The 23,424-nt window shown below is 49.9% G+C and carries 19 protein-coding genes; 9 read left to right on the top strand and 10 right to left on the bottom strand.

Annotation, left to right across the window (positions count from 1 at the left end; all coding sequences use genetic code 11):
- The first annotated feature begins 37 nt into the window (after positions 1-37).
- Positions 38-3,880 (top strand): O-linked N-acetylglucosamine transferase family protein, encoded by a 3,843-nt coding sequence (locus JJD41_RS06560; RefSeq protein WP_200665223.1) that lies wholly within the window; start codon positions 38-40, stop codon positions 3,878-3,880.
- 62 nt (positions 3,881-3,942) lie between these two features.
- Here the strand turns inward: JJD41_RS06560 and JJD41_RS06555 are convergent, their stop codons facing one another.
- The 4 genes from JJD41_RS06555 to JJD41_RS06540 all read right to left on the bottom strand — a co-directional run bounded on the left by JJD41_RS06555 (position 3,943) and on the right by JJD41_RS06540 (position 6,904).
- Positions 3,943-4,221, bottom strand: a complete 279-nt coding sequence (locus JJD41_RS06555) for a DUF3288 family protein (RefSeq protein ID WP_200665222.1) — start codon at positions 4,219-4,221, stop codon at positions 3,943-3,945.
- A gap of 20 nt (positions 4,222-4,241) precedes the next feature.
- Positions 4,242-5,420: a UDP-4-amino-4,6-dideoxy-N-acetyl-beta-L-altrosamine transaminase gene (gene pseC / locus JJD41_RS06550; protein WP_200665221.1), complete on the bottom strand. Its 1,179-nt coding sequence runs from the start codon at positions 5,418-5,420 to the stop codon at positions 4,242-4,244.
- Positions 5,417-6,406: a UDP-N-acetylglucosamine 4,6-dehydratase (inverting) gene (gene pseB, locus JJD41_RS06545; protein ID WP_200665220.1), complete on the bottom strand. Its 990-nt coding sequence runs from the start codon at positions 6,404-6,406 to the stop codon at positions 5,417-5,419. The genes pseC and pseB overlap by 4 nt, the downstream gene beginning before the upstream one ends.
- 144 nt (positions 6,407-6,550) lie before the next feature.
- Positions 6,551-6,904: a hypothetical protein gene (locus tag JJD41_RS06540; protein ID WP_200665219.1), complete on the bottom strand. Its 354-nt coding sequence runs from the start codon at positions 6,902-6,904 to the stop codon at positions 6,551-6,553.
- Between the two features lie 292 nt (positions 6,905-7,196).
- Between JJD41_RS06540 and cdf31 the strand changes: the two genes are divergently transcribed.
- Positions 7,197-8,123: a CDF family zinc efflux transporter Cdf31 gene (cdf31, locus tag JJD41_RS06535; protein ID WP_200665218.1), complete on the top strand. Its 927-nt coding sequence runs from the start codon at positions 7,197-7,199 to the stop codon at positions 8,121-8,123.
- A 299-nt stretch (positions 8,124-8,422) separates the two neighbouring features.
- Here the strand turns inward: cdf31 and guaA are convergent, their stop codons facing one another.
- The gene (guaA, locus tag JJD41_RS06530; protein WP_370583742.1) at positions 8,423-10,054 is read right to left on the bottom strand and encodes a glutamine-hydrolyzing GMP synthase; all 1,632 of its coding nucleotides are present in this window, start codon (positions 10,052-10,054) and stop codon (positions 8,423-8,425) included.
- A 366-nt stretch (positions 10,055-10,420) separates the two neighbouring features.
- Entirely contained in the window at positions 10,421-11,572 is a 1,152-nt protein-coding gene (locus JJD41_RS06525) for a class I SAM-dependent methyltransferase (RefSeq protein ID WP_200665217.1), read from the bottom strand.
- A 36-nt stretch (positions 11,573-11,608) separates the two neighbouring features.
- Between JJD41_RS06525 and hpsN the strand changes: the two genes are divergently transcribed.
- The 4 genes from hpsN to dnaG all read left to right on the top strand — a co-directional run bounded on the left by hpsN (position 11,609) and on the right by dnaG (position 17,234).
- Positions 11,609-12,607 (top strand): hormogonium polysaccharide biosynthesis glycosyltransferase HpsN, encoded by a 999-nt coding sequence (gene hpsN / locus JJD41_RS06520; protein ID WP_200665216.1) that lies wholly within the window; start codon positions 11,609-11,611, stop codon positions 12,605-12,607.
- Positions 12,608-12,696: 89 nt separating this feature from the next.
- Complete coding sequence (gene hpsO / locus JJD41_RS06515) at positions 12,697-13,869, top strand: hormogonium polysaccharide biosynthesis glycosyltransferase HpsO (RefSeq protein WP_200665215.1); 1,173 nt, start codon at positions 12,697-12,699, stop codon at positions 13,867-13,869.
- 71 nt (positions 13,870-13,940) lie between these two features.
- Complete coding sequence (hpsP, locus tag JJD41_RS06510) at positions 13,941-15,116, top strand: hormogonium polysaccharide biosynthesis glycosyltransferase HpsP (protein WP_200665214.1); 1,176 nt, start codon at positions 13,941-13,943, stop codon at positions 15,114-15,116.
- Between the two features lie 102 nt (positions 15,117-15,218).
- The gene (gene dnaG / locus JJD41_RS06505; RefSeq protein WP_200665213.1) at positions 15,219-17,234 is read left to right on the top strand and encodes a DNA primase; all 2,016 of its coding nucleotides are present in this window, start codon (positions 15,219-15,221) and stop codon (positions 17,232-17,234) included.
- 169 nt (positions 17,235-17,403) lie between these two features.
- Here the strand turns inward: dnaG and JJD41_RS06500 are convergent, their stop codons facing one another.
- Positions 17,404-17,934: a pentapeptide repeat-containing protein gene (locus JJD41_RS06500; protein ID WP_200665212.1), complete on the bottom strand. Its 531-nt coding sequence runs from the start codon at positions 17,932-17,934 to the stop codon at positions 17,404-17,406.
- Between the two features lie 168 nt (positions 17,935-18,102).
- Here JJD41_RS06500 and JJD41_RS06495 point away from each other — a divergent pair, with 168 nt between their 5' ends.
- Positions 18,103-18,525, top strand: a complete 423-nt coding sequence (locus JJD41_RS06495) for a YraN family protein (protein WP_200665211.1) — start codon at positions 18,103-18,105, stop codon at positions 18,523-18,525.
- Positions 18,526-18,562: 37 nt separating this feature from the next.
- Here JJD41_RS06495 and JJD41_RS06490 read toward each other — a convergent pair whose 3' ends face one another.
- On the bottom strand, positions 18,563-18,952 hold the full coding sequence (locus JJD41_RS06490; RefSeq protein ID WP_200667109.1) for a hypothetical protein: 390 nt from the start codon (positions 18,950-18,952) through the stop codon (positions 18,563-18,565).
- A gap of 596 nt (positions 18,953-19,548) precedes the next feature.
- Here JJD41_RS06490 and queA point away from each other — a divergent pair.
- Complete coding sequence (gene queA, locus JJD41_RS06485; protein WP_200665210.1) at positions 19,549-20,754, top strand: tRNA preQ1(34) S-adenosylmethionine ribosyltransferase-isomerase QueA; 1,206 nt, start codon at positions 19,549-19,551, stop codon at positions 20,752-20,754.
- A gap of 58 nt (positions 20,755-20,812) precedes the next feature.
- On the opposite strand, the gene rpmF is transcribed toward queA, so the two are convergent.
- Positions 20,813-20,989, bottom strand: coding sequence for a 50S ribosomal protein L32 (rpmF, locus tag JJD41_RS06480; protein ID WP_168569290.1), 177 nt, complete (start codon positions 20,987-20,989; stop codon positions 20,813-20,815).
- 95 nt (positions 20,990-21,084) lie between these two features.
- Positions 21,085-21,927 carry an Npun_R2479 family HD domain-containing metalloprotein gene (locus tag JJD41_RS06475; protein WP_200665209.1) on the bottom strand — a complete coding sequence of 281 codons (843 nt, stop codon included), beginning with the start codon at positions 21,925-21,927 and terminating at the stop codon, positions 21,085-21,087.
- Between the two features lie 160 nt (positions 21,928-22,087).
- Here JJD41_RS06475 and JJD41_RS06470 point away from each other — a divergent pair, with 160 nt between their 5' ends.
- On the top strand, positions 22,088-23,383 hold the full coding sequence (locus JJD41_RS06470) for a retropepsin-like aspartic protease (protein WP_234488529.1): 1,296 nt from the start codon (positions 22,088-22,090) through the stop codon (positions 23,381-23,383).
- Positions 23,384-23,424 lie beyond the last annotated feature (41 nt).

Here is a 23,424-nt window from a genome sequence, read left to right as displayed (position 1 = left end):
ATCACAACCGTAAAATCACAACCATAAAATTACAACAATGAATTCGATCGAAATCGTTCACGTTATTCAACATTTGTGTGGGGGTGGGGCGTCGCGATCGCTCCTAGCGACAGCTAAATATATTTCAAAATTAGGGCAATTTTCCCATCGCATTATTTCTCTTTTGCCGCCCGATCCGCAAGCGGTAGAAGCGGCGAAACAAGTTGGCATTAAAAATATTATTTCAGGCGATCGCAGCGCCATTCTAGATGCTCTTAATACTGCCGATCTCGTTAAAGTTCATTTCTGGAATAACCCCGAACTGTACGATTTTTTGCGATCGGATTTACCGCCGATGCGCTTGCTGTTTTGGTTTCACGTTTCCGGCGATCGCCCGCCTCAGATTATTCCAAAAGAGGCGATCGACTTTTGCGATTTTGCCTTAGCTTCCAGTCCCTACACTTATCAACTTCCGGTTTTTCAAAACTTACCCGAAACCGTCAGACTTGAAAAAACTGGAATGGTTTATGACTCGACCGATTTCAATCGCCTCGCCGGATTTAACCCGCAACCTCACGACACGTTTAATGTCGGTTATATCGGGATGGTTTCTTTCGAGAAAATGCACCCAAACTATATTAGTATGAGTGCAAAAATCGATATTCCTACCGTTCGATTCATTGTTTGTGGGAATGGAATCCAGCAATACTTACAGCAACAAGCTGAAAAATTAGGTGTTGCTTCTCGCTTCGAGTTTCACGGTTATGTCGAAAATATTCGCTCGGTTTTAGAAGTTTTAGATGTTTTTGGCTATCCTTTATGCGAGGAAAATTACTCGACGGCGGAACTAGTTTTACAAGAAGCCTTATTTGCTGGTATTCCTCCGGTGATTTTTGCTTATGGCGGCGCGCAATGCAGCGTCATCGATAACTATACAGGTTTCGTAGTTCGGAGCGAGTTAGAGTACAAACAGGCGATCGAATTTCTCTATCACTATCCAGAAGAAAGAGAACGACTCGCACGTAATGCGCGAGAATATACTCGGCAAATTTTTGGGGCAGAAAATGCCGCGAAACAGCTCGAAAAGATTTACCAAAAATTACTGAATGTTCCCAAACAATCGCATCACTGGGGAATTCCTGAAGGATCGAGCCTGTTAGAACAACCTCTATCGTTAAATGATGTCAGTGGGGGCTTGCATAAATATGCCGGATCGCGATATTTTATTGAAGCTTTGGGGGAAACGGCTCCTCAATTTCTAACCAGTATTAATAGCGATAACTTAGAAGAATTATTGGAGAGCGATCGCCAAATTGCAGAATCGTCCGATTTACTATCGAGTATCGGTTCTGGCGGAATTCTTCACTATCGCAATTACTATCATAAAGATGCATTTTTGCGCTTTTGGTCGGCTTTAGTTTTGCAACAAAGAGGGCGTTACGATCGCGCAATTTCGGAGTTTTCAGAGGCGATCGCCCTCGGGTTCACCCATTGGCGAGTTCACTGGTATTTAGCTCAACTTGCAGCTAAAACAAATGACTTTTCATTCGCGCGAAAAGCCTTACAAAAAGTCAGCGAAACGGTTCCCGAGTTCAAACCTGCGCGAGAACTGTTGTCCCAACTTCAAAAAAATAGCCCAGTTGCTCCCTCTAGCTCGGCTTCGCTTTCAACAACAATTACCAGTCCTAACCAAATTTCTCAGCCCATTGCTAGTGTTCCCAACAATCGCTATCAATTAGCACAACAATGGCTAAGTTTACCGGGAGATCGCCTCGAAATTGCCTATCAAGGAGAACTAGGAAAACTTCAGAAATCCTTGTTACAAAATGGTATTCAATATCAGCCGATCGCCGAATCAGAATATTCCTTTGTCGATCGTCTCCGCAATCAAATTACTCCGGGTTTCAAACATCCTAAAGCCATTCAATCTTTACTGGCTTTTATGCTCTACCAACGCGCCGATCGCCTCACTTCTGGCTGGTACGAAGGGGCGCCAATTCCCAAATGGTTATTTGAGGACTTTCTCAATTATTTACTCGCCGCGCCTGAAGTCTTTCTAGATCTTGGCGAAACCGAAACTTATTACCATTATTGGCAGGATCTTCTCAACTATCTACACGATAAAATATTGACCAATCCAGAGGTCTCGATTTGGCAAGAAGTCGCTCAATTATTTGCCCAAAAAGCTAATTTTGTTCCCACTTACTTTACTCGCGAAAATCTGCGATCGCCCTACCGTCAACGAGCCGATATTTTAGCATTTGCGCTTCAAAATAAAGGACATCGACTCGATTACAAATTTCCGAGTCGTCCCGATCGCAAACGGCTGCGCCTGGGGATTATTAAAGAACACTTTCAACCTCAAACAGAAACCTATCTCGCTTTACCTATTTTTGAGGATCTCGATCGGGAAGAATTTGAAGTCATTCTCTATGCTTTTCATATTAGTGGCGATCCTTTAGAACGGTACTGCCAACAACATTGCGATCGCCTCGTTAAGCTGCCTCAAGATCTTCAAAAACAAGTGCAAACGATTCGTACCGACGATCTCGATATCGTCTGGTTTGCCAGCAATTTAACTGCTATTAATAAACCGATTGTCCAACTAGCATTACATCGCCTCGCGCGGGTGCAAGTCACCTCCCTCGCCTCGCCGACAACCACGGGAATGAGTAGCATGGACTATTATATTGCAGGTCATTTAAGCGCGCCTTTACCCAGTTTTCGCCAACAATATCGCGAAGAATTAGTGACCCTTGAAGGTTCGGGATTGTGCTTTAGTTTCCCCTTGCCAGCACCTTCGCTGACGGTAAGGCCGACGCGGCAATCGTTGGGAATTGCAGATGAAGCAATCGTCTTTATTTCTGGGGCAAACTTTTATAAAATCATTCCCGAATTGCGCGAAACTTGGGCAAAAATTCTCGCCAATGTTCCCCACTCGAAATTAATTTTATATCCGTTCAATCCGAATTGGGAACCTTCTTATCCGGCTCAACCGTTTGTCAGGGACTTATACCAAGTTTTGGCGCGCTATGGTGTCGATCGCGATCGCCTCATTTTTCTGAAAACTTTGCCGACTATTGCCGACATTCAAGCGAGTTTGTCGGTGGCGGATATTTATTTAGATTCCTATCCCTACAGTGGCGCGACTTCGTTACTCGATCCCTTTCAATTGGCGCTGCCTGTAGTGGCGATGGATGGCGAAACTTTGCGCGCAAAACAAGCGGCAGCTTTGCTGAGAGAATTGGGAATGAATGAATGCATTGCGACCAATGAATCCGAGTATATCGAGTTAGCGATTCGCCTCGCCAATCGTCGAGAATTGCGACAACAATATCGCGATCGCATCTGGGAAAAAATGCAGGCAACTCCGCCGTTTTTCGACCGTAAAAACTTTGGTCAAAAAGTCGCTCAATTGTTGCACGAGTTGTGGCAAAAGCAGTTGGCAGGCGTTAACGATTCCACTGCTGCGGTTGGCGCCGGACAAACCCAGGCAGTGACTACCGATGCGAATGAGGTGCCAACACAAAAATTTCTCAATCGTCTCCTCGGTTGCGCAAATCTCTACTATATCGATCCGAGCGATCGCAATATCGTTGCAGAATTGCGCGAAATTCGCCGACAAATGGCCGAGTTTTGGTTGAATACTCCGGCGGATTTAATCGAAGGATTTTATAAAGGTAATGTCGGTCAGGGATATAAAACCTTACTCGAAAGCGAGTTCAAACACGAACAATTGATACCGGAAGAAAGCGAGTTTTGCGATCGCCTGCTCCAGGTAGTCCAACAGGGCTTTAACACTCCCAATGCTCTCAATTATTTACTCGCTCTCAAGTTGTATCGAGAGGTGAATTTATCGGAGTGGGCTAAAGGATCTCAGTTACCGCAATGGTTATTTTAAAGATTGTTTTGAGTTGATAGTAAAGAGGCAGGCATCTTGCCTGCCCCACAGTTTAAAACCCATTAAAACCAATCTTCTTGGTCTCCTTCCCGCGATCGATAAACAGTTCCTTGGCTGTGAATCGCTCGGGTTTTTTCAAATAATGTTTCTTCGCTTAACTTCCACTGAGCTAACAGGGTTTGCAGCTTTTTTTTAATCTCTTTAGCGCCGGGAAAGTCTCGATAACGAATGATTAAACGCCCTAATTCCGCTAAACCGCGATCGCTCGGTTCGGTTCCGAGGAGCATATCCAGGGTGGCGTTATCTTTATTCGCTTGGGGGTGTTGTTGTTCTTCTTCCATTGAACTTAATTCAGCAAATTTCAGCTAGCTCGATTTGATAAAACTTCTGCTAATGTTTCGACGATATAATCTTGTTCGACTTCTGTTAACCCGTAATAAAGCGGGAGACTGATGGCTTCTCGGTAGTAGGATTCTGCCTCGGGAAATTGTCCCCATTTGAATCCGAATTGTTGATAATACGGTTGGGTATGAACGGGAATATAATGTAAATTTACACCGATATTGGCAGCGCGTAAGGCTTCAAAAACTTGTCGATGAGTTCGCTCGATTTGCGCTAAATTTAAGCGAATGACATACAGATGCCAACTCGATTGAGTATCGGGATGTTGCCAGGGTCGGGTCAGGGGAAAATCGGCGAGTAATTGGTGATAGCGTTCGGCTAAATAGCGACGGCGATTGACAAATGTTTGTAAGCGTTGGAGTTGACTCGATCCCAATGCGGCTTGAATGTCGGTGAGGCGATAGTTAAAGCCGAGTTCGAGTTGTTGGTAGTACCACGGACCGTGACTTTCTTCAGTCATGAAATCGTGATGACGGGTAATTCCATGAGTTCTCAAACGAATCAATTTCTGATATAAATCTTCGCGATTGGTTAAGACGATTCCGCCTTCTCCGGTGGTGATAATTTTGACGGGATGAAAGCTAAAAACGGCGAGGTCGCTGTACTGACAACTGCCGACGGGGCGATCGCGGTAGCGGGCGCCGATCGCATGAGAAGCATCTTCAACAATCCTAAAGCCGTAGCGATGACTCAGTTCGCCAATAGCAGCCATTTCGCACGATTGTCCGGCAAAATGCACCGGAACTACGATTTTTGGTAGTTTTCCGCCCTTCTCGGCCTCGGCTAATTTCCGTTCTAAGGCGGCGATGCTGAGGTTGTAGGTTTTGGGGTCGATATCGACGAAATCGACTCTGGCGCCGCAATATAAGCCGCAATTGGCGGAGGCGACGAAGGTATTGGGGGAGGTCCACAATCGATCTCCCGGATCCAATTCTGCGGCCAAGCAGGCCAGGTGTAAGCCTGCCGTGGCGCTGGATACGGCGATCGCGTAACGGGCGCCGCATTCGTCGGCGACGGCCCGTTCAAACCGATCGATCGCGGGACCTTGGGTAATCCACGGCGATCGTAAAATGTCGATTACGGCGTCGATATCCTCTTGGGAAATATCTTGTTTGCCGTAGGGAATATAGGCATTCATTCTTTAAGAATTTCGAGTAATTGTTGGGGACTCAACCAATGTTGATTGAGTTCGGAACTATATTGAAATCCTTCTTCTACCGGGTTTCCTTTTTCGTGCAACGGATTGGTAGAAAAATCTACAGGTTGGGTAAATTGAATCGTCGGTTTAATGACAAAATGATCGTCAAATTCAATCGTTAAATGGGAATCGTCCGGGGGACACAGCACTTCGTGCAATCTTTCTCCGGGTCGAATCCCGATCGCTTTATGGGGAATACCGGGGGCGATCGCCTCGGCTAAGTCGATTAATTTCATCGAGGGAATTTTGGGGACAAAAATCTCGCCGCCTTGCATTCTCTCGAAAGATTTGAGAACAAAATCAACCCCTTGTTTTAAGGTGATCCAAAACCGGGTCATGCGCGGATCGGTAATCGGAATTTCCGTGGCGCCATTGCGGATTAATTTTTTAAAAAACGGGACGACCGACCCCCGAGATCCGACGACATTACCGTAACGAACGACGGAGAAGCGCGTTTTGGCCGATCCGGCGATATTGTTGGCGGCGACGAATAATTTATCGGCGGCGAGTTTGGTGGCACCGTACAAGCTAATCGGAATTGCGGCTTTATCTGTAGATAAGGCGATTACTTTTTCGATGTTATTTTCTAAAGCGGCATCGATGACATTGTGGGAGCCGTTGATATTAGTTTTAATACATTCCATCGGATTGTATTCAGCGATCGGCACCTGTTTGATAGCGGCAGAGTGAATGACGTAATCGACACCGCGCATGGCCAAGCTGAGGCGATCGCGATCGCGGATATCGCCGATAAAATAACGCATCACTGGACTGTTATAATCCTGCGCCATTTCATATTGTTTGAGTTCGTCACGGGAGTAAACGATGATTTTTTTCGGTTGATAAGAATCCAGGAGTGTTCTAACACATTCTTTGCCGAAAGATCCCGTTCCTCCCGTGATTAAAATTGTCTTGCCGTCCATCATAAATTGCTCGCGATCGCTCCACTTTGAGGAAAATAAAACAACAAAAAAGGTAAAAGGGTCGAATTACGCAAACCGCGCGGGGCGCGATCGAGTAACCTTATTCTTTTACCTTCTCAATGGGTCTTTTGCCAATGCCCGATCGCCTCACCCGACTTGTTCGAGATATTGGTTGAGATCTTCAATGACCCGAGTCAATTCGGCTTCGCTACTGACGCGGATGCGATCGTCGCGCAGGGTAATCAAAACTTTCGCCGCGAATGGCGTCGGGTAAATATTGGGATTGCAAAACACTTCCAAGAAAATGTCCCCGGTATACTGATATTCCATCGGTTTTTGGGGGCTGGGGCGTCCGCCACCGGAACCTGGCGCCGCTTTTGCTGCGACGGCTTTGAGGCGTTCCATCAACTCGGCGATCGCGTTTTGTAGTTCCCGGGCGGCTTCCGGACTAAAGCGAAATGAAACCGACCCTTCGACCAGATTGAGTGTGAGTTGGGACATGAACTTCCAAGCTAATACCTTGCCTTTACATGGTACTGGGCAACGGGGACGGATTGGATTTTAGATTTTAGATTTTAGATTTTAGATGTTTGAGGCTTGCATGGGGTGGCTTAGGGCGGGGTTTGAGCCGAGTCACGAGTAGGATCGGCAAAATTTTGCTCGCCCTCCTCCTTTTTTATTGATTTTTATTGTCATTAAAAAACAAAAAAATCGGGTCTTTAGCTATTCTTAAAATCCCAAAATCTTGCAAAAAATACGTTAAAATCTGGCTCGGAGAGTTGAGGAATCGATCGTGACTGTTGATAACCGTGCTGAAGTGCGCCGAGTGCTAGTTATTACCTTGCTGCTGAATTTAGTCGTGTTGGCAATCAAGGCAGTAGTCGGTATTTTAACCGGATCGTTAAGCTTGCTAGCCGATGCGCTGCACAGCGTCACGGATAGCGCTAACAACGTTCTCGGTTTGATTGCGAGTCATTTTGCGTCGCCACAACCCGATCGCGAGCATCCTTACGGTCATCAAAAGTTCGACGCGATCGGGGCGTTGGGAATTGCGGCGTTTTTGGGAATGGCCTGTTTTGAAATTGTCAGTGGGGCGATCGAGCGAATCGTTACGGGGGGCAAAGAAGTCACAATTTCCCCGTCCCAATTGTGGATTTTATTAATTGTTTTGGGGATTAATATTTTTGTGGCTTTTTACGAACGTCGGGTGGGAGTTCGCATTGGCAGCAGCATTTTAGTCGCCGACTCGAAACATACGATGAGCGATATTTGGGTGACGATGTTGGTGATTTTGGGCTTAATTGGGGTCTGGCAGTCGGGACAACTGAATCTGCCTCAATTGCAGTGGTTGGATGTGGTGTTGGCGTTTCCGGTGGCGTTGTTGGTGTTTCGCAGTGGGTGGGAGGTGCTGACGGATAATTTACCGTGGTTGGTCGATGAAGTGGCGATCGCCCCGGAAGCGATTCACGCGATCGCCATGCAAGTTCCAGGGGTTCTCAACTGTCACGAGATCGCCTCTCGGGGAATGGTCGGACGGCAAGTCTTTATTGAAATGCACGCGATCGTCGAGGCGAAAGATGTCGAAACCGCACACGAAATTACCGAAAACATAGAAGCTCAACTCGAACAACGGTTCGGTCCGGCCAGAATTTTAATTCACATCGAACCGCAAGGTTATCAATCCGATCGCATCAGTTACGGGTCGCAACCGCCCTCGTAATGGCGATCGCGGTGCCAATTTGCGATCGAAGAAATGAGAGAGTTTTCCACAGAAAAACGAGTTTTCCACAGATTTCTGAGGAGTTTTCCACAAATATTAATAGGGGTTTAAGACAATAATTTGGGATTTCTACGGGTTGGAAACCGGGCGATCGCGATGCTCCAAGGGAGCCACTGCGCGAACGCCTTTCTCTATAATATTGCGAAACAATTCCCCGAGATCGAACCTCATGCTCAACATGGGTTTGACCCCCGGGGAAACCCGTTTTTTCGAGGAGATAACTTAGGGATCGCGTGGGTTTACTCCCACTCGATGGTTCCCGGCGGCTTCGAGGTGATGTCGTACACCACGCGGTTGACCCCTTTGACCTCGTTGACGATCCGGTTGGAAATGACTTCTAGCAGGTCGTAAGGAATCCGCGACCAGTCCGCCGTCATCCCGTCTTCACTGGACACGCAACGCAGGACGATCGGATAGGCGTAGGTGCGCTTGTCTCCCATAACGCCGACGCTGCGAATGGGTAACAACACGGCGAACGCTTGCCATAAATCGTGGTAGAACCCGTGACGCTTGATTTCGTCGCGCACGATAAAATCGGCGTCTCGTAAGATATTGAGACGTTCGGCGGTGACTTCGCCGAGGATCCGAATCGCCAGACCCGGCCCCGGGAAGGGGTGGCGCCGCACGATTTCTTCGGGTAAGCCGATCGATCGCCCGACTTTGCGAACTTCGTCTTTAAATAACTTGCGTAGGGGTTCGACGAGTTTGAAGCGCAGGTCTTTCGGCAATCCGCCGACGTTGTGATGACTTTTAATTTTAACGGCAACTCGTTCCCCGGTTTTCGGGTCGATATTGGTATCCGCCGATTCGATCACGTCGGGGTATAGGGTACCTTGAGCCAAATAATCGAACGGGCCGAGGCGTTTGGATTCTTCCTCGAAGACTTGGATAAATTCGTGACCGATGCGCTTGCGTTTTTCTTCCGGGTCGGTGACGCCTTCGAGTTGGGACAGGAAGCGATCGCGGGCGTTGACGTATTCAACCGAGATGTGGAATTGTTCTTGAAATAACTTGACCAGATATTCCGGTTCGTACTTGCGCATGAACCCTTGGTCGATGAACATGCAGGTCAGTTGGTCGCCGATCGCCCGATGCAGTAAAAAGGCGAGGGTGGAGGAATCGACGCCGCCGGACAGGGCCAGCAACACCCGTTTGTCGCCGACTTTGGCGCGGATTTCGCGTACCGCTTCTTCGACAAAAGCTTCCGTGGTCCAGGTCGGTTCGCACTCGCAAATGTGATAGACGAAGTTGCGAATTAAGGCCAAACCGCATTGAGAATGGACGACTTCGGGATGGAATTGGACGCCGTAGAGCTTTTTCTCGTGATTGGCGATTGCCGCACAAGGGGTGTTCTCCGTATGGGCCAACACTTCAAAGCCTTCCGGGAGGGCGATCGCCGAATCGCCGTGACTCATCCACATGGTGGATCCGTCTTCGACATTGGTTAACAAGTCCGTCGGATCGTCGATCGCGATCGCGGCTTTACCATATTCGGCCCGTTTGGCCCGTTCGACGGTTCCGCCGAGTTGCTGGACCATCAGTTGCATCCCGTAGCAGACTCCGAGCACCGGAATCCCGAGTTTCCAAATCTCGGGATCGCAGTGGGGCGCGCCTTCGTCGTAAACCGAATTCGGTCCGCCCGACAGGATAATCCCTTTGGGATTGAGTTGGCGTAATTTTTCGGCGCTGGTGCGATAAGATAAAACCTCGGAATAGACCTGGGTTTCGCGAATGCGACGGGCGATCAGTTCCGAATATTGGGAACCGAAATCGAGAATGACGAGCATTTGGCGATCGAGGGAGGCGATCGGTTCGGTTTGCTCGATGTTGTTCGTTTGTGGCGGTTGTTGAGTTGGGATTTGGGTACTCACGGCAGGGTAGTCGATCGATAAAAATTGTCTCGGTAATGCAGACAGGTCGGTGATTGATTAGCTCTTTTTCCGATTCGAGTAAAGGTCGAACATCGATCGCCCGGACGTGCCCTAACGATTCTTAGTAGGCGGGATCGAACCGTCTGTCAATCGGCACGGGTCCGAAGCGCGATCGCTTTACCCCAATCGAGAAAATGAGGAGAATTGAAACCTGTCTTGTTAAAAAGACGTCTAAACTTTATTGCGGTCTTGAAAAAACTTAAGCTAGATTTTACCTAGCGTAGCAGATTTGAGCAATTTTCATCCGTGAAATTTTGTTTTCCACAGTCAGAAAAAAGCCGATCGCGCACGGGTTCGACGGCGGATTTATGCGGGAGAACAAGCACGGGCGATCGCGATACAAACTGACAACGGCGCGTCCGTTTTGATCCCTTCCGGGTCGATATGGGTTTTCACTGCACGATAGCCCCGTTCTTGCAAACAGGCGATCGCCCGATCGCGTTTCGGCAATTCGGTCACTCCCCCCCGCCGTCCGATCTCGGATAATTTGTAAAAATACGGCGGTAAATCCGCCTCCTGGGCCATCACCGAGAGCAAGTCCACTCGGGATGTCCAGCCCCAATCCGCCGCCAAAATTGCCATTTTCTCCAATTCGGCGCGATCGTGCAGCGCCCCCAACCACATCGGACCACTCAAAATCAACCGCGACCCGTCCGCCCCACAATTCGACCCCGCCAGAGTCCGCCACGACACCCGCCGAAATTCCCCGCATTCGTGACAGTAGCCCAACCAAGCGTAATTGTCCTCTGTCAGGCGTTCCCCGGGAACCAAGCGCACCATCACCCGATAAGTTTGCACTCCAAATAAGGAAAAAATCGGCTCGATTCCGAACTGCTTCGCCGCCGCCTGTTGCTGCAAACTGCCCAACAACAAGCGCAATCCCTGTTCGTGAACCGCCGGATGATGGCGCGCGTAAGCCCCGTAAACCCGCAAACTTTTTTCCCGTTCCCGTCCCGAAATCGTGCGCCCGTCGGTACTGGTGAGATAAATCAAGCCCCCCAAGCGCGCCGCCCACAAACTGGTATTGATAAAGGGCGCCCCGGATCCGAAAGCGTCAATATCGAGTAAATCGTAGTAGTCGCGATCGGCGTAACATTGGAAAAATAAGCGATTCGCCTCTTCGTGGACGAGTTCGTAGCGATCGCCCGGGATCGCCACTTCTAAATTGTCGCGCAAAACCTCGTGCAGTTCCGGATTTCCCTCATTCACCCACAGCCAATCCGCCCCACTTTCGAGATAGTAGCGCAGCGATCGCACCCCGCACCCCGCCATCGCGTCGAGAACCCGCAACTGTCCCCGTTCCCGGCGGTAAATCGCCGCCGCCAACACCCCCAAATCCCGCGCCGTCTCCGTTTCGCGACGGTAAAACGCCTGACCCACCCGAAAGCGCGCTCGTCCTTCCCCTTGCCAGCGATCGCCCGTGCGATCGCCCGTCCTCCCGGGGTACTCTGGAGTCATACCCATTCCCTTCACCTGCGATCCGTTCAACCTCTTATGACCTGGCCTTCTCTCTCCGTCATCGTCCCCACCTACAACCGCGAAGACGCCTTGCGCGATAGCCTCGCCGACATTCTCAAACAAGATTATCCCGATTTTGAAGTCCTCGTCGTCGATCAAACTGCCGAACATCGAAGCGAAACCCAAGCTTACCTCGAACGCCTCGCCGATTCCCAACAAATACGCTGGTTTCGTGTCAACTGGGCCAGTCTTCCCGGCGCCCGTAACTACGCCGTCCGCCGCGCCCGAGGTGAGATTATTTTATTCCTCGACGACGACGTCCAACTCCCCGACGGCTTCTTACAAGCTCATGCTCAAAACTATCTCGAAAAACCCGACATCGGGGCGATCGCCGGACGAGTTTTCGATCGCATGAAACTCACCGATTCCGGCGGCAGTTTGACCTTAGAAGACCTGCCCCCCGAAGCGATGGATCCCGGTATCGCTTGGTATTATATCGATTTAGTTCATACCACAAAAGCCCAACAAGTCCTCTCCGTTCGCGGCTGCAACATGTCATTTCGCCGCGACATTTTTGACAAATACGGCTTGTACTTCGACGAACGTTTCCAAGGGAGTGCCGTTCGCGAAGAATCCGACTTTTGTCTGCGCTTGCGAAAAACTGGATATAAAATTTGGTACGACCCCGACGCCCACCTCGTTCATTTAGGTGAAGAAACCGGAGGCTGTCACGACATCAGCACGCGATCGCTCCAATATCAATTCACCTTTTATCACAATCACTTTTTAATGGGCTTAAAAAACCTCACCCCCGGCGAATGCAGCCGCTTCTTCGCCAAACTGTTCGACTGTCACGTTCTCGGTCATCCCCCTTGTAACAAAAGCCCGTCCCCCACCAAAACCCTCGTGCGTGGTTGGTTCTACTTTCTCGGCTTTTTCAACGCCTTAAATACCCTGGCGCGATCGAACTGGAATGACGGCCAAATTTACAGTCAAAAAGACGAACTCTATCAGGCGATCGAACGGCAAAAATAGTATTTTTCCCGAACAAATGAGGGGTTTATAGTCTTGTTTATAGTCTTTCTGATTTTATTAGCTTTATATTTTTAAGCAATGAAAAAGCAATGAAAATTTTAGTCGCCAGCCACACCTATATCGTCGATCTCAACCGCGAAAAACTGCGCGCCTTAGCCAAACTCGAACCCGATCTCGAAGTCACCGTCGTCGTCCCTCGCAAATGGCGACCCGGCGGAGTTCAAAACCAAACCATTATTAGCGAATTTGTAGACGAAGGATCCTTTAAAGTCGTCCCCGTTTCCAACTTCAGCCAAAATCACCAAGGATTACTCACCTTTGGCTGGGATCTCATCAAATTATTGCGCGACTTTCGCCCCGATATCATTCAAGTCGAACAAGGATCGCGCGCCCTCGCTTACACCCAATTCATTTTCCTCAATCAGTTCCTCGGACTTCAGGCAAAAAACTGCTTCTTTACCTGGTGGAATTTACCTTACACCCTCAAATGGCCCATTTCTTGGCTGGAAGAGTACAACCTCCGCCATACCGACGGACTGATTGTCGGCAATCAAGACGGGGCCGATATCCTGCGCGATCGCGGTTACCGAGGCGCCATTAAAATCATGCCCCAACTTGGCGTCGATCCCGATCTTTTCTGCCCCAAACCTCAACCGGAACTGCGCCGAAAACTTCAAATTGCCGACGATGAATTTGCGATCGGATTTGTCGGTCGTTTTGTCGAAGAAAAAGGATTATTTACCCTCCTATCGGCGGCAGCTTGTTTGCCTACCCAAAACTGGAAACTGCTATTATTAGGGCGCGGGCCGATGAAAGAGAAACTCTTAGCCACCGCCAAAGACTTAAAGATTGAAGATCGATTAATTTTAGTCGAAAGCGTCCCCCACGATCGCGTCCCCGACTATATTAATAGCATGGATGTTTTAGTTTTACCCTCAGAAACTAGCTATAAATTCCAAACCTTAACCGCCGTCGGTTGGAAAGAACAATTCGGTCACGTTCTCATCGAAGCAATGGCGTGTCAAGTCCCCGTCATCGGTTCCAACTCCGGCGAAATTCCCCACGTGATCGAAGAAGCGGGTTTAGTATTTCCCGAGAAAGATATCAAAGCTTTACGCGATTCTTTACGCCTCCCGATTGAAAAACCAGAAGTCGCCCACTTAATTGCCAAACGCGGTTACAAACGGGCCATGGAAAACTACACCAATGAAGCCTTAGCCAAACATCTTTTAAGTTTTTATCGAGAACTGATTAAAAAATAACGCGATCGCCCAATTTTCTCCTCAATCCCCTGCAACAGACCCCTAGTATTTCCAGTGTTTCCCAAAATTTTATGAAAATCTTGCAAATCATCCCCTCCATCGCCCTCGTTTACGGCGGTCCGAGTCAAATGGTTCGGGGTTTGTCCGCCGCATTGGCGCGTCGCGGGATTGAGGTCACCGTCCTGACTACCAATGCAAATGGCGATGTCGGTCAACCCCCTCTCGACGTCCCCTTAGACCGACCTGTAGAGCAAGATGGATATCAAGTTCGCTATTTTAACTGTTCCCCTTTTCGTCGCTACAAATTTTCGTTAGACTTGCTCGGATGGCTCGATCGCCACGCCCGGGATTTCGACCTCGCCCACCTCCACGCCCTCTTTTCCCCGGTCATCTCCGGCGCCGCCACCATCGCCCGACGCCGCCAGTTACCCTATATCCTGCGTCCCCTCGGTACGTTAGATCCGGCGGATTTACGCAAAAAAGCAACTCTCAAACAAGTTTATACTACCCTATGGGAGCGCGGAAACCTTGCTGGAGCGAGCGCAATCCACTTTACAAGCCAGCAAGAAGCAAAAATTTCCAATAAATTTGGTGTTAATACGCCCGATATTATCGTGCCGTTAGGCGTCCATTTACCCCCGACGGAACTCTCAAAAGCAGCCGTCCGCCAACAGTTGCAGATTCCACCGGATCGCCCGTTATTATTATTTCTCTCGCGAATCGAACCGAAAAAAGGCTTAGATTTACTCATTCCTGCCCTCGAAAACTTATTAAATAGCGGTCGATCCTTCCACTTCGTTTTAGCGGGGAGTAACCCTCAAAATCCCGCCTACGAAACCCAAATTAAAACCCGATTGCAACAGTCTTCTTTGGCAGAATCTACGACGATTCCCGGATTTGTCAGTGGGGAGTTTAAAACGGCTTTATTACAAAGTGCCGATTTATTTATTTTGCCATCTTATTACGAGAATTTTGGCATTGCCGTAGCCGAAGCAATGGCGACGGGAACGGCGGTTTGTATTTCCCGAGGGGTTTATATTTGGGAAGATGTTATCGAAGCCGGGGCGGGTTGGATTTGTGACGGAGAAATTGCCAGTTTAACCGAATCTTTAGAAAGTGCGTTAAGCAATTTATCTGAATGTAAAATCAGAGGATCCCACGGTCAACGTTATGCCAAAACACATTATAGTTGGGATGCGATCGCCACCCGCACGATCGAGGTTTATCGCGAAATTTTAGAAAGATAAATAAATTTCATGGTAGGTTCGGCAATGACCACCTGACGACTCATTAAGCTATAATTAATCTAAAATCTAAACGTCTAAAATCTAAACTCCTAAATCTCTTTCATGGACGTTCCCCGCCTCCACCCCGATACCATTGAGGAAGTCAAACAACGCGCCGATATTTACGATGTCGTATCGGAACATGTTGTGTTGAAGAAACAGGGGAAAGATTTTGCGGGTTTATGCCCGTTTCACGACGAAAAAACCCCGAGTTTTACGGTCAGTCCCAGCAAGCAGATGTATTACTGCTTTGGCTGTCAGGCGGGAGGCAATGCCATTACCTTTCTCATGGAGTTGGGAAAGCGATCGTTTGCAGATGTCGTTCTGGATTTAGCCCGTCGCTATCAAGTTCCGATTAAAACCTTAGAACCGGAACAAAGAGAAGCGTTACAACGGCAATTATCGCGACGAGAACAGCTTTATGAAATCTTGGCGATCGCCGCCAGTTTTTATCAACATGCTTTACATCAATCTCAAGGAGAATCTGCCCTCAATTATCTGCGATCGCCACGCCAATTAAGCGACGAAACGATCGATCGCTTCGGCTTGGGATATGCCCCGGCGGGATGGGAAAGTCTGTACGGTTATTTGGTGGAACAAAAACGCTACAGCATTAAATTAGTCGAGGAAGCGGGTTTAATTTTACCGCGAAAATCTGGGGGGGGCTATTACGATCGCTTCCGCGATCGGCTGATGATTCCCATCCACGATATTCAAGGCCGCGTTATCGGTTTTGGCGGCAGAACGTTGGGTGACGAACAACCAAAATATCTCAATTCTCCCGAAACTGAACTCTTCGATAAAGGGAAAACTCTATTTGCTTTAGATAAGGCAAAAGGGGCGATTTCTAAAGAAGATAAAGCGGTCGTCGTCGAGGGTTACTTTGACGCGATCGCCCTCCACAGCGCCGGAATTGAAAATGCAGTGGCTTCCTTGGGAACTGCCCTCAGTGTAGACCAAGTACGCCTGTTATTGCGCTATACCGACTCGAAACAAGTGGTGTTCAATTTCGATGCGGATGCGGCGGGAATGAAGGCGGCGGAACGGGCGATCGGCGAAATCGGGGATTTAGCTTATCGCGGACAAGTTCAACTGAGAATTCTCAGCATTCCCGACGGGAAAGATGCGGATGAATTTCTCAAAAGTAGCGGGTCTTGCGAACCCTATCGCCAACTGTTAGATAATGCTCCGTTGTGGTTGGAATGGCAAATCGAACAACTGGTTTCAACCCACGATTTATCCCGTTCCGACCAATTCCAAAAAGTCGCGGGACGGACGGTGGAATTACTCGCTAAAATTTCCGATGGCAATACCCGAACTCACTATATTTCTTACTGTGCGGAATTGTTCAGTCAGGGAGACGGGCGACTGATTTCGATGATGGCGCAAAATTTACGCGCCCAAGTCCGCAAACTTTGGCGGAAAAAACGCAAAGACGAACGCCAGAACGATCGCCCTCCATTGGTTTCTGAACCGGATCCGTCAGAATCTGTAGAAGGGTCTGAATCTGCTTCGTTCATGTTGCCCACTCCGGGCGATCGCCAGTTATTGGAAGAAGCGGAGTTAGTGTTATTGCGAATTTATTTACACTGTCCCCAACATCGTCGCGAAATTATCAATTTTTTAGAAGAGAAAGATTTAGGTTTCAGTCTCTCTCATCACCGTTTTTTATGGCAGCAAATTTTAGAAATTGAGCGCAGCTTGGAGGGGCGATCGTTTCCTTCTGCCGATCCATTTTCTGAAGGAGAGAATAATAGTTTAATTTCGGATTTACAAGATCGAATTCAGCAACATAAAAGTCAAGTTGGGGGAGTTTCTCATCTGTTCTATCTCGATGAAAAGACTCAACGCGATATTCTCAATACGCGCTTGATGATTCAGGCGGCGATCGCCTGTATCGAGCGCGTCATGTGCGAAAAGCGATATCGCTATTTACTCAAACTTTGGGAGGAAACGGATTACAATAGGTATCCCGATCGCTGTCTCGAATATCAACAACAAATCTATCAGGAAAAAATTCGCATTCAAGAACTCGACAGTCAGCGTCAGGTTTCCCTCAACGATTTATTGCAAATTTAGCGATCGCCCGTCCCGTTGTCAGCAAAAGCAGCTAAACAAATCGATTTAGAAATGCATTTGAAACAACAAGTAGGGACGAATTTTCGCCCCCACTTCTCGACTGATTTACCGATCGCCTTACTCTATTCTCAATAGGAGCGAGGGAACGATCGATAGAAGGTTAAACATCCTAATCGCAATAGAGCGTATCGCGCGTCTTTCTCCCGGTAACGGGATTGGTTCCCGTCGCCAATTCGCACAACAGTTTATGCGCGTCTTCGCGTAGGAGAACGTCGGTAAAATCGGCTCCGTCAATCGTCGCCCCATTAAAGACCGCATTAAACGCAAAAGCGCCTTCTAAATTGGCATTAGTAAGGTTCGCTTTATTTAAGCGCGCGGTGTCCAAAGTGGCGAAAGTCAGGTCGGCTCCTTCGAGGTTGGCATTTTGCAAATTCGCTGCAAATAAACTCACCCCACTTAAGTTCGCATGACTGAGGTTGCTGTTGCGAAGATTGGCTTTTGTAAAGGTGGAACTGGTCAAGTCGCGACCGGAAAAATCGATGCCGACAAGATTTTCTTTGTTGTAGTCGAGGGCGAAGGCACTAGAAGCATGGCCGACAGTAATTGAGGAGATCGCGCCTATCCCCACAACCCACAACAGAAGGCACGCTACCCAACTCAACCAATGCTTTAAGGTGAAACTACGAGACTTATAATTCATACTTGAATATATAACCTCAAATCAAAAAACACGATGGCTTAGGCCGCCGATCTGCCGCACAATAGATGAGCGATCGCTGCAGTCAACGGCTCGATAAAGCTTGCAAAATACGGTCATTTTCCTCTAGGTTGTAATCTTACCAGTAAGTGCAACCGACTGAATCATTTGATGTCACACCCGCCACCATCGGGGGATTTTTCCCCCCCTCGTCATGCCGATCTCGGCAGGGCTGGGGAAGATCTCATCGCCGAATACCTGCACGCTAAAGGATGGCAAATTCTCCACCGACGCTGGCGCTGTCGCTGGGGCGAGATCGATGTGATTGCCCTCGATCCGCCTACGGGGACGTTCCGGACGCCGACCCTGGCGTTTGTCGAAGTCAAGACGCGCAACCGCCGAAGCTGGGATGCGGGGGGATTGCTGGCGCTGACACCAAAAAAGCAAGCCAAACTCTGGAAAGCGGCAGGCTTGTTTTTAGGTCAGTTTCCCGATTTTGCCGATTATCCCTGTCGTTTCGATCTGGCGTTGGTCGTCCGAGAAGGCACGACACTGGCGATCGCCGACTATCTCCCATCGGCGTTCGAGCAGTAATTGTGAATCAACAGCAAAGAAGGGCGGCGATCGCCCGTCAGGCTAAAGTTTCCGGGCAGTAACCCAATCCTTTGACAAATTGCTCCCGAAATTCCTCAATTTCCTGGCTCTCCGGGCGACCGTGAGAGACGATCGCCACTTGGTAGCGGCGCATGACTTCGATAGGGGTTTGTCCGCTTTCGAGGCACCACAAGGCCATTTGCAGGCGAATCTTCGGCAACCAAGCAATGCCTAATTCGGACATGAACGCCCGAAAGTCCCCATGCTCTTGAGGGGTCAGGCAGCGACTCATTTTAATCCGCACGACCCAGCCGTCGAGTTGGTGAATGACGGTGATGAAACGCACGGGTAAATGGGACGCCTTTCTGAGATATTCGACGACTCTTAACGTCAAACTGGTATTGGAAAGGTGATATAGATAGTCCATCATTTGTAAATTCCCCGAGCCATTATTCTATCTGTTGTTTTGACATCGATCTGATTCTCATCCCTCGATCCCCGTTGAGTAGATTGGAATCGTCAACCTGAGTGGACTCACTCGTCAGCTTCCGGCAAAAATAGAGAGAACGGATTGCCGTAGTGATTGAGGATGGCGATCGCCTGTCAGCATCGAAGGTCATCCTCGATGCGATCGAAATTTAACGATTACTTTTAAAGTCACGAATCACTAATTTTTACGGTAAGACAGTTTTCTGCCCGTTAGGCGGTCGCCTTTAGCCCCAGAGGCGATCGCGCAGCGACGGCAAGGCCGTATCGCGTTCGAGAGCGAGTTCAATTCAGTGGGTGATGATTTGATAACCCGTTCGGGATCGCATTCGTCAATAATGAGAAATTGCAATCCTATCTCTATTGTTCCTCGTTCCTCGGGATCGAGACATGGGTAAACCTCCGATCGTTACTGGGGAAGGTTACCCAATTTGCGATCGCCCCTTGTGGCTTGGTTGGGCGATCGCCCCAATGATATGATCGTGTCCTTTGTAAAACCCTTTTAGGTGGGAGCAATTCTGATAGAGGATGGCACGAATGGAATCTCGGCATCACCAATCGCCCACGAGCGATCGCCCTTTCACTCCCGAACTCAATCCTATTGAGGGCGACGGAAGAGGTGAAGTTCCCGATTCCGCCACGACAAACCCCCATTCGGATCGCAGCTTATCCGCCTACGACTACGAACTTCCCCCCGAACGGATCGCCCAAAATCCCGTCGTCCCCAGAGATCATTCGCGTCTGCTCGTCGTCGAGTCCCCCAAAGACCACGCCCATCAACAGTTTCGGGACTTGCCCGACTTACTCCAACCCGGCGACCTGCTCGTTCTCAACAACACGCGCGTGATCCCCGCCCGTCTCTACGGTCGCAAATCCACCGGAGCCCCGGTAGAGGTCTTACTCCTCGAACCCGACGACGATCGCACCTGGTTGGCGTTGGTCAAACCCGGCAAACGCTTCAAACTCGGCGTGCAGATCCTCTTTTCCCGCCTGGATTCGACCCCCCCGGCGATCGACTGTCCCGACTTCCTCAGCGCGACCGTCACCGCCACCCACCCCGAAACCGGGGGCCGTTTCCTCCAATTCGACCTCCCCGACGGTCGCGACCTGCTCGACCTGTTACCCGCTTACGGTCGCATTCCCCTGCCCCCGTACATCAGTGCATCGCAAGCGTCAGACGGTCAGTATCAAACCGTCTACGCCGAACAGCCCGGATCGGTCGCGGCGCCCACTGCCGGACTCCACTTTACCGAAGAACTGTTCGCCCGCTTGGACGCCAAAGGCATTCAACGGGCCTTCGTGACCCTCAATGTCGGCGTCGGTACCTTCCGTCCCGTAGAAGTCGAGGATGTCACCGCCCACCAAATGCACGCCGAATCCCTGGAGGTTCCGGCGAGTACGGTGGAGGCGATCCGACGCACGAAAGCGGCAGGCGGTCGGGTGATTGCAGTGGGGACGACGGTGGTGCGATCGCTCGAAGGCGCGGCAGTCTCCGGCGAATTGCAGCCCTTGCGCGGTCAAACGGATTTATTTATCTATCCCGGCTACCAGTGGCGCGTCGTAGACGGGTTGATTACCAATTTTCACCTGCCCCGTTCCAGCTTGCTGATGTTGGTCAGTGCCTTAATTGGCAGGGTTCGCTTGTTGGAGTTATATCGCGAGGCGATCGCCGCACGCTATCGCTTTTATTCCTTTGGCGACGCCATGCTGATCTTGCCGTCGGCGCGGATCGACTCGCTTTGAGGGCTTTTGGGGGATAAAGGGGCGTCGGTTCCCCCTTACCCCAACTGCCCGCGATCGCTTAATCTTCGTCTTCTTCTTCATCGTCGGTCGGGTACGAGAAGCCTTTCGAGCGTCCCGTCAACACCGACTTCCCTAAAGACAGGGCTTTTTCCGCTTGGCGTGCGGCTTTGCGCTTCCAGGTCGCTTTACGGTGATTGCGCTTCGATTTCGAGGTTTTCTTCTTTGGAACCGCCATGACAGTAATTAACTCTTACTCGTGAACAAGTGCACTTCGGACACAGATCCCTAATTGTACCCCATCTTTCGATCGCCGCGCGATCGCGGGTTCGTTCAGCTTTTCTCGGCGATGTGGTGCTCGACCACAAACACGTTGGCATAGACGTTCGCCAGAATTTGCTGTCCTTGTTGGGTTAAGGACAAATAACTCATCGCGTCAGTAATTAACGGATAAACCCGTTCCCAATACGCTTGGGTATAGTTCGCGCGTAAATCGCCGGGAGTGCGATATCCCAGTTGCTGGTTCATGCCGATTTCTTCAAATTCATAGAATAAGGCACTAATTTTTTTCAGGTAGCGCGGGTCGCTCAACTGGCCGATCGGCACCGCAGCGCGAACCAAGGCGGCGTAACTCGACGTATCCGGGGGATTGTCCCGCGCCGAAATGGGAAAGCGGGTCAGCTCGATATTATTTTCGATTTGTTTGGCATCGATGAGCTTGTGATAGCCAAAGCGCTCTTGAATGAACAGTTTGGCGCGATCGACCCGATACGGCGTCAAACTCGCCGCCGTGGATCCCTCGGGTAAGACGACGGTTTCCCCGTTGCGTCCGGTGGCGTGGCGCCCGTCGCGATCGCCCCGACAGACCCCTTTGACGTAGCCAATATCGTGACAGACCAGAGAAATAATAAAATGCAGCCAATCTTCGCAGGAAACGCCCCCCTCGCGAATGTGCTTGCCCCGTAATATTTCTTGGCCGACTAAGGTGACTAAAATCGTATGTTCGAGATTGTGATATAAGGCATCGCAATTGGCTAAATTTTCTAACGCCATATTTCCCGCCCAGCCAATAATATCGGCATAGTCGGGTTTTAATCCCCCGTAAGTGCGCGAATAACCTTCTTTCAGTTCGCGGACGAAATCATCAATGACAATTTCTATCGCATTAAAAAACATCGGTGGTTTCATTGCTATGGGTGGGCAGGTTTAAAGGTGAATTTCCCAAGTCGATGACGAGTTAGTTTGATATGTTCTCATTAATTATCCGTCAGCGCGAACCCCCGCCGTCGGATAAGCTTTCATCATTGAAGGGTTGATTAAATTGAATCGATCGCCGATGACATCAGATCGTGCGAACTTGGGCGATCGCCGCTCCTGTGATTCTCACGGGTTTCGTTCTCGCGATCGCAAGGCGCCAACTGACCTATCTGTTTCTGTTATTCCCCCAATCGATATGAAACTCATTCCCTCGATGGCTACTCCCTTGGCGATCGCCTCCGAATTGTTGGCGATCGCCGTGTTTTCTCTCCCCATTTTTGCCCAAACTCCGCCGAGTTCACCCCCTAATTCTTCCGATTCCGGTCTAGAGATTCTCGGCGAATTGGCGGAATGTGTCTCTACGAGTCTGGAAACACTCCCCCAAGCCGATCGCCAGGATTTGGAAACCCTCTCGATGCAGTGCGTTTTTGAGGTCGTCATCCTCGGCCCCGACGGCACCTTGCGATCGGATGCCAACGAACGAATGTTAGCACTGTTGGAGTTCACTGGGGGTACCTTGCCCGCACGAGTGGTTCGCGGTCAAGCGAAGGTGCCGTTAAATCCTATAGAAGATCGGTTTTTGTGGACCGTTCCCGTGACCTTGGGCGATCGGACTTATCCCTTTCTCCTGGATACGGGCGCCTCTAATTCCTTACTCGCTCAGTCGATGGCGACACAATTGGGGCTCGCAGGTACCCCGATTCCCAACGACTTATTCGCCTACATGGTCGTCGGCGAAGACTGTTCTGAGATCGATGCGACGCTGATGCAATTTCCTCACGTCAGTATCGACCGGGCCACGGTGGAGGGCATGACCGGGATGGGATTGCCCCAAACGACGATTCCCCAACAGCTCTCTGGGGTTCTCGGTTTGGATTTTTTGAGTGGGTTTGATGCGATCGTCGATCCGGGGCGCTTGGAACTGCAACTGTTGCCGCGATCCCCGGCCCCTAGCGATGCGATCCCCCTCGAAGGAAAAATGGGGGTGATGACGGCCCAAGTCTATCTCGGCGATCGCGGTCCGTTTACGTTTCTGCTCGATACGGGGGCGGAAGTTACGGCAATTTCTCAAGATTTAGCCGATCGCCTGTCTCTGGACACGACCGATTTACCGACTCAGGAGGTTGTAGGGTTTTGCGGTCCGGAAACTGCAGCCCTGACGACCTTGGAGCGGGTCCGTCTCGCCGATCGCCAGCGCGATGGAATCGATGCGGTGATTCTGCAAAAAGGGGTTCTCGATTTCCTCGGCATCGACGGGATCCTCGGTCAAAATTTTCTGCTCCACTACAAGCAACACTGGCGCTTCGATCCCCCCAATGCTCTCGGCTTCCCGGATCGGGGAACGTTGATCCTCTCCCCCGCAACCGCGCCCTAGGCGTCCCCGCGATCGCCTCCTCGCGGTTCGGCAAATGTCAA

Origin of the sequence: Oxynema mangrovii CENA135, assembly GCF_016632315.1 — a bacterium.
In the GTDB taxonomy this organism is placed as follows: Bacteria; Cyanobacteriota; Cyanobacteriia; order Cyanobacteriales; family Laspinemataceae; genus Oxynema; species Oxynema aestuarii.
The sequence above is the reverse complement of the archived record's forward strand: the minus strand, read 5'-3'. Positions and strand labels throughout refer to the sequence as shown.

Excerpts from the sequence above, each read along its gene's own strand:
- JJD41_RS06555 (WP_200665222.1), bottom strand. The coding sequence starts at position 4,221 with ATGGAAGAAGAACAACAACACCCCCAAGCGAATAAAGATAACGCCACC.
- JJD41_RS06495 (WP_200665211.1), top strand. The coding sequence starts at position 18,103 with ATGTCACACCCGCCACCATCGGGGGATTTTTCCCCCCCTCGTCATGCC.
- JJD41_RS06500 (WP_200665212.1), bottom strand. The coding sequence starts at position 17,934 with ATGAATTATAAGTCTCGTAGTTTCACCTTAAAGCATTGGTTGAGTTGG.
- queA (WP_200665210.1), top strand. The coding sequence starts at position 19,549 with ATGGAATCTCGGCATCACCAATCGCCCACGAGCGATCGCCCTTTCACT.
- JJD41_RS06525 (WP_200665217.1), bottom strand. The coding sequence starts at position 11,572 with ATGACTCCAGAGTACCCCGGGAGGACGGGCGATCGCACGGGCGATCGC.
- JJD41_RS06540 (WP_200665219.1), bottom strand. The coding sequence starts at position 6,904 with ATGTCCCAACTCACACTCAATCTGGTCGAAGGGTCGGTTTCATTTCGC.
- dnaG (WP_200665213.1), top strand. The coding sequence starts at position 15,219 with ATGGACGTTCCCCGCCTCCACCCCGATACCATTGAGGAAGTCAAACAA.
- rpmF (WP_168569290.1), bottom strand. The coding sequence starts at position 20,989 with ATGGCGGTTCCAAAGAAGAAAACCTCGAAATCGAAGCGCAATCACCGT.
- hpsO (WP_200665215.1), top strand. The coding sequence starts at position 12,697 with ATGAAAATTTTAGTCGCCAGCCACACCTATATCGTCGATCTCAACCGC.
- JJD41_RS06475 (WP_200665209.1), bottom strand. The coding sequence starts at position 21,927 with ATGTTTTTTAATGCGATAGAAATTGTCATTGATGATTTCGTCCGCGAA.
- hpsN (WP_200665216.1), top strand. The coding sequence starts at position 11,609 with ATGACCTGGCCTTCTCTCTCCGTCATCGTCCCCACCTACAACCGCGAA.
- JJD41_RS06470 (WP_234488529.1), top strand. The coding sequence starts at position 22,088 with ATGACATCAGATCGTGCGAACTTGGGCGATCGCCGCTCCTGTGATTCT.
- hpsP (WP_200665214.1), top strand. The coding sequence starts at position 13,941 with ATGAAAATCTTGCAAATCATCCCCTCCATCGCCCTCGTTTACGGCGGT.
- JJD41_RS06560 (WP_200665223.1), top strand. The coding sequence starts at position 38 with ATGAATTCGATCGAAATCGTTCACGTTATTCAACATTTGTGTGGGGGT.
- JJD41_RS06490 (WP_200667109.1), bottom strand. The coding sequence starts at position 18,952 with ATGGACTATCTATATCACCTTTCCAATACCAGTTTGACGTTAAGAGTC.
- pseC (WP_200665221.1), bottom strand. The coding sequence starts at position 5,420 with ATGAATGCCTATATTCCCTACGGCAAACAAGATATTTCCCAAGAGGAT.
- pseB (WP_200665220.1), bottom strand. The coding sequence starts at position 6,406 with ATGATGGACGGCAAGACAATTTTAATCACGGGAGGAACGGGATCTTTC.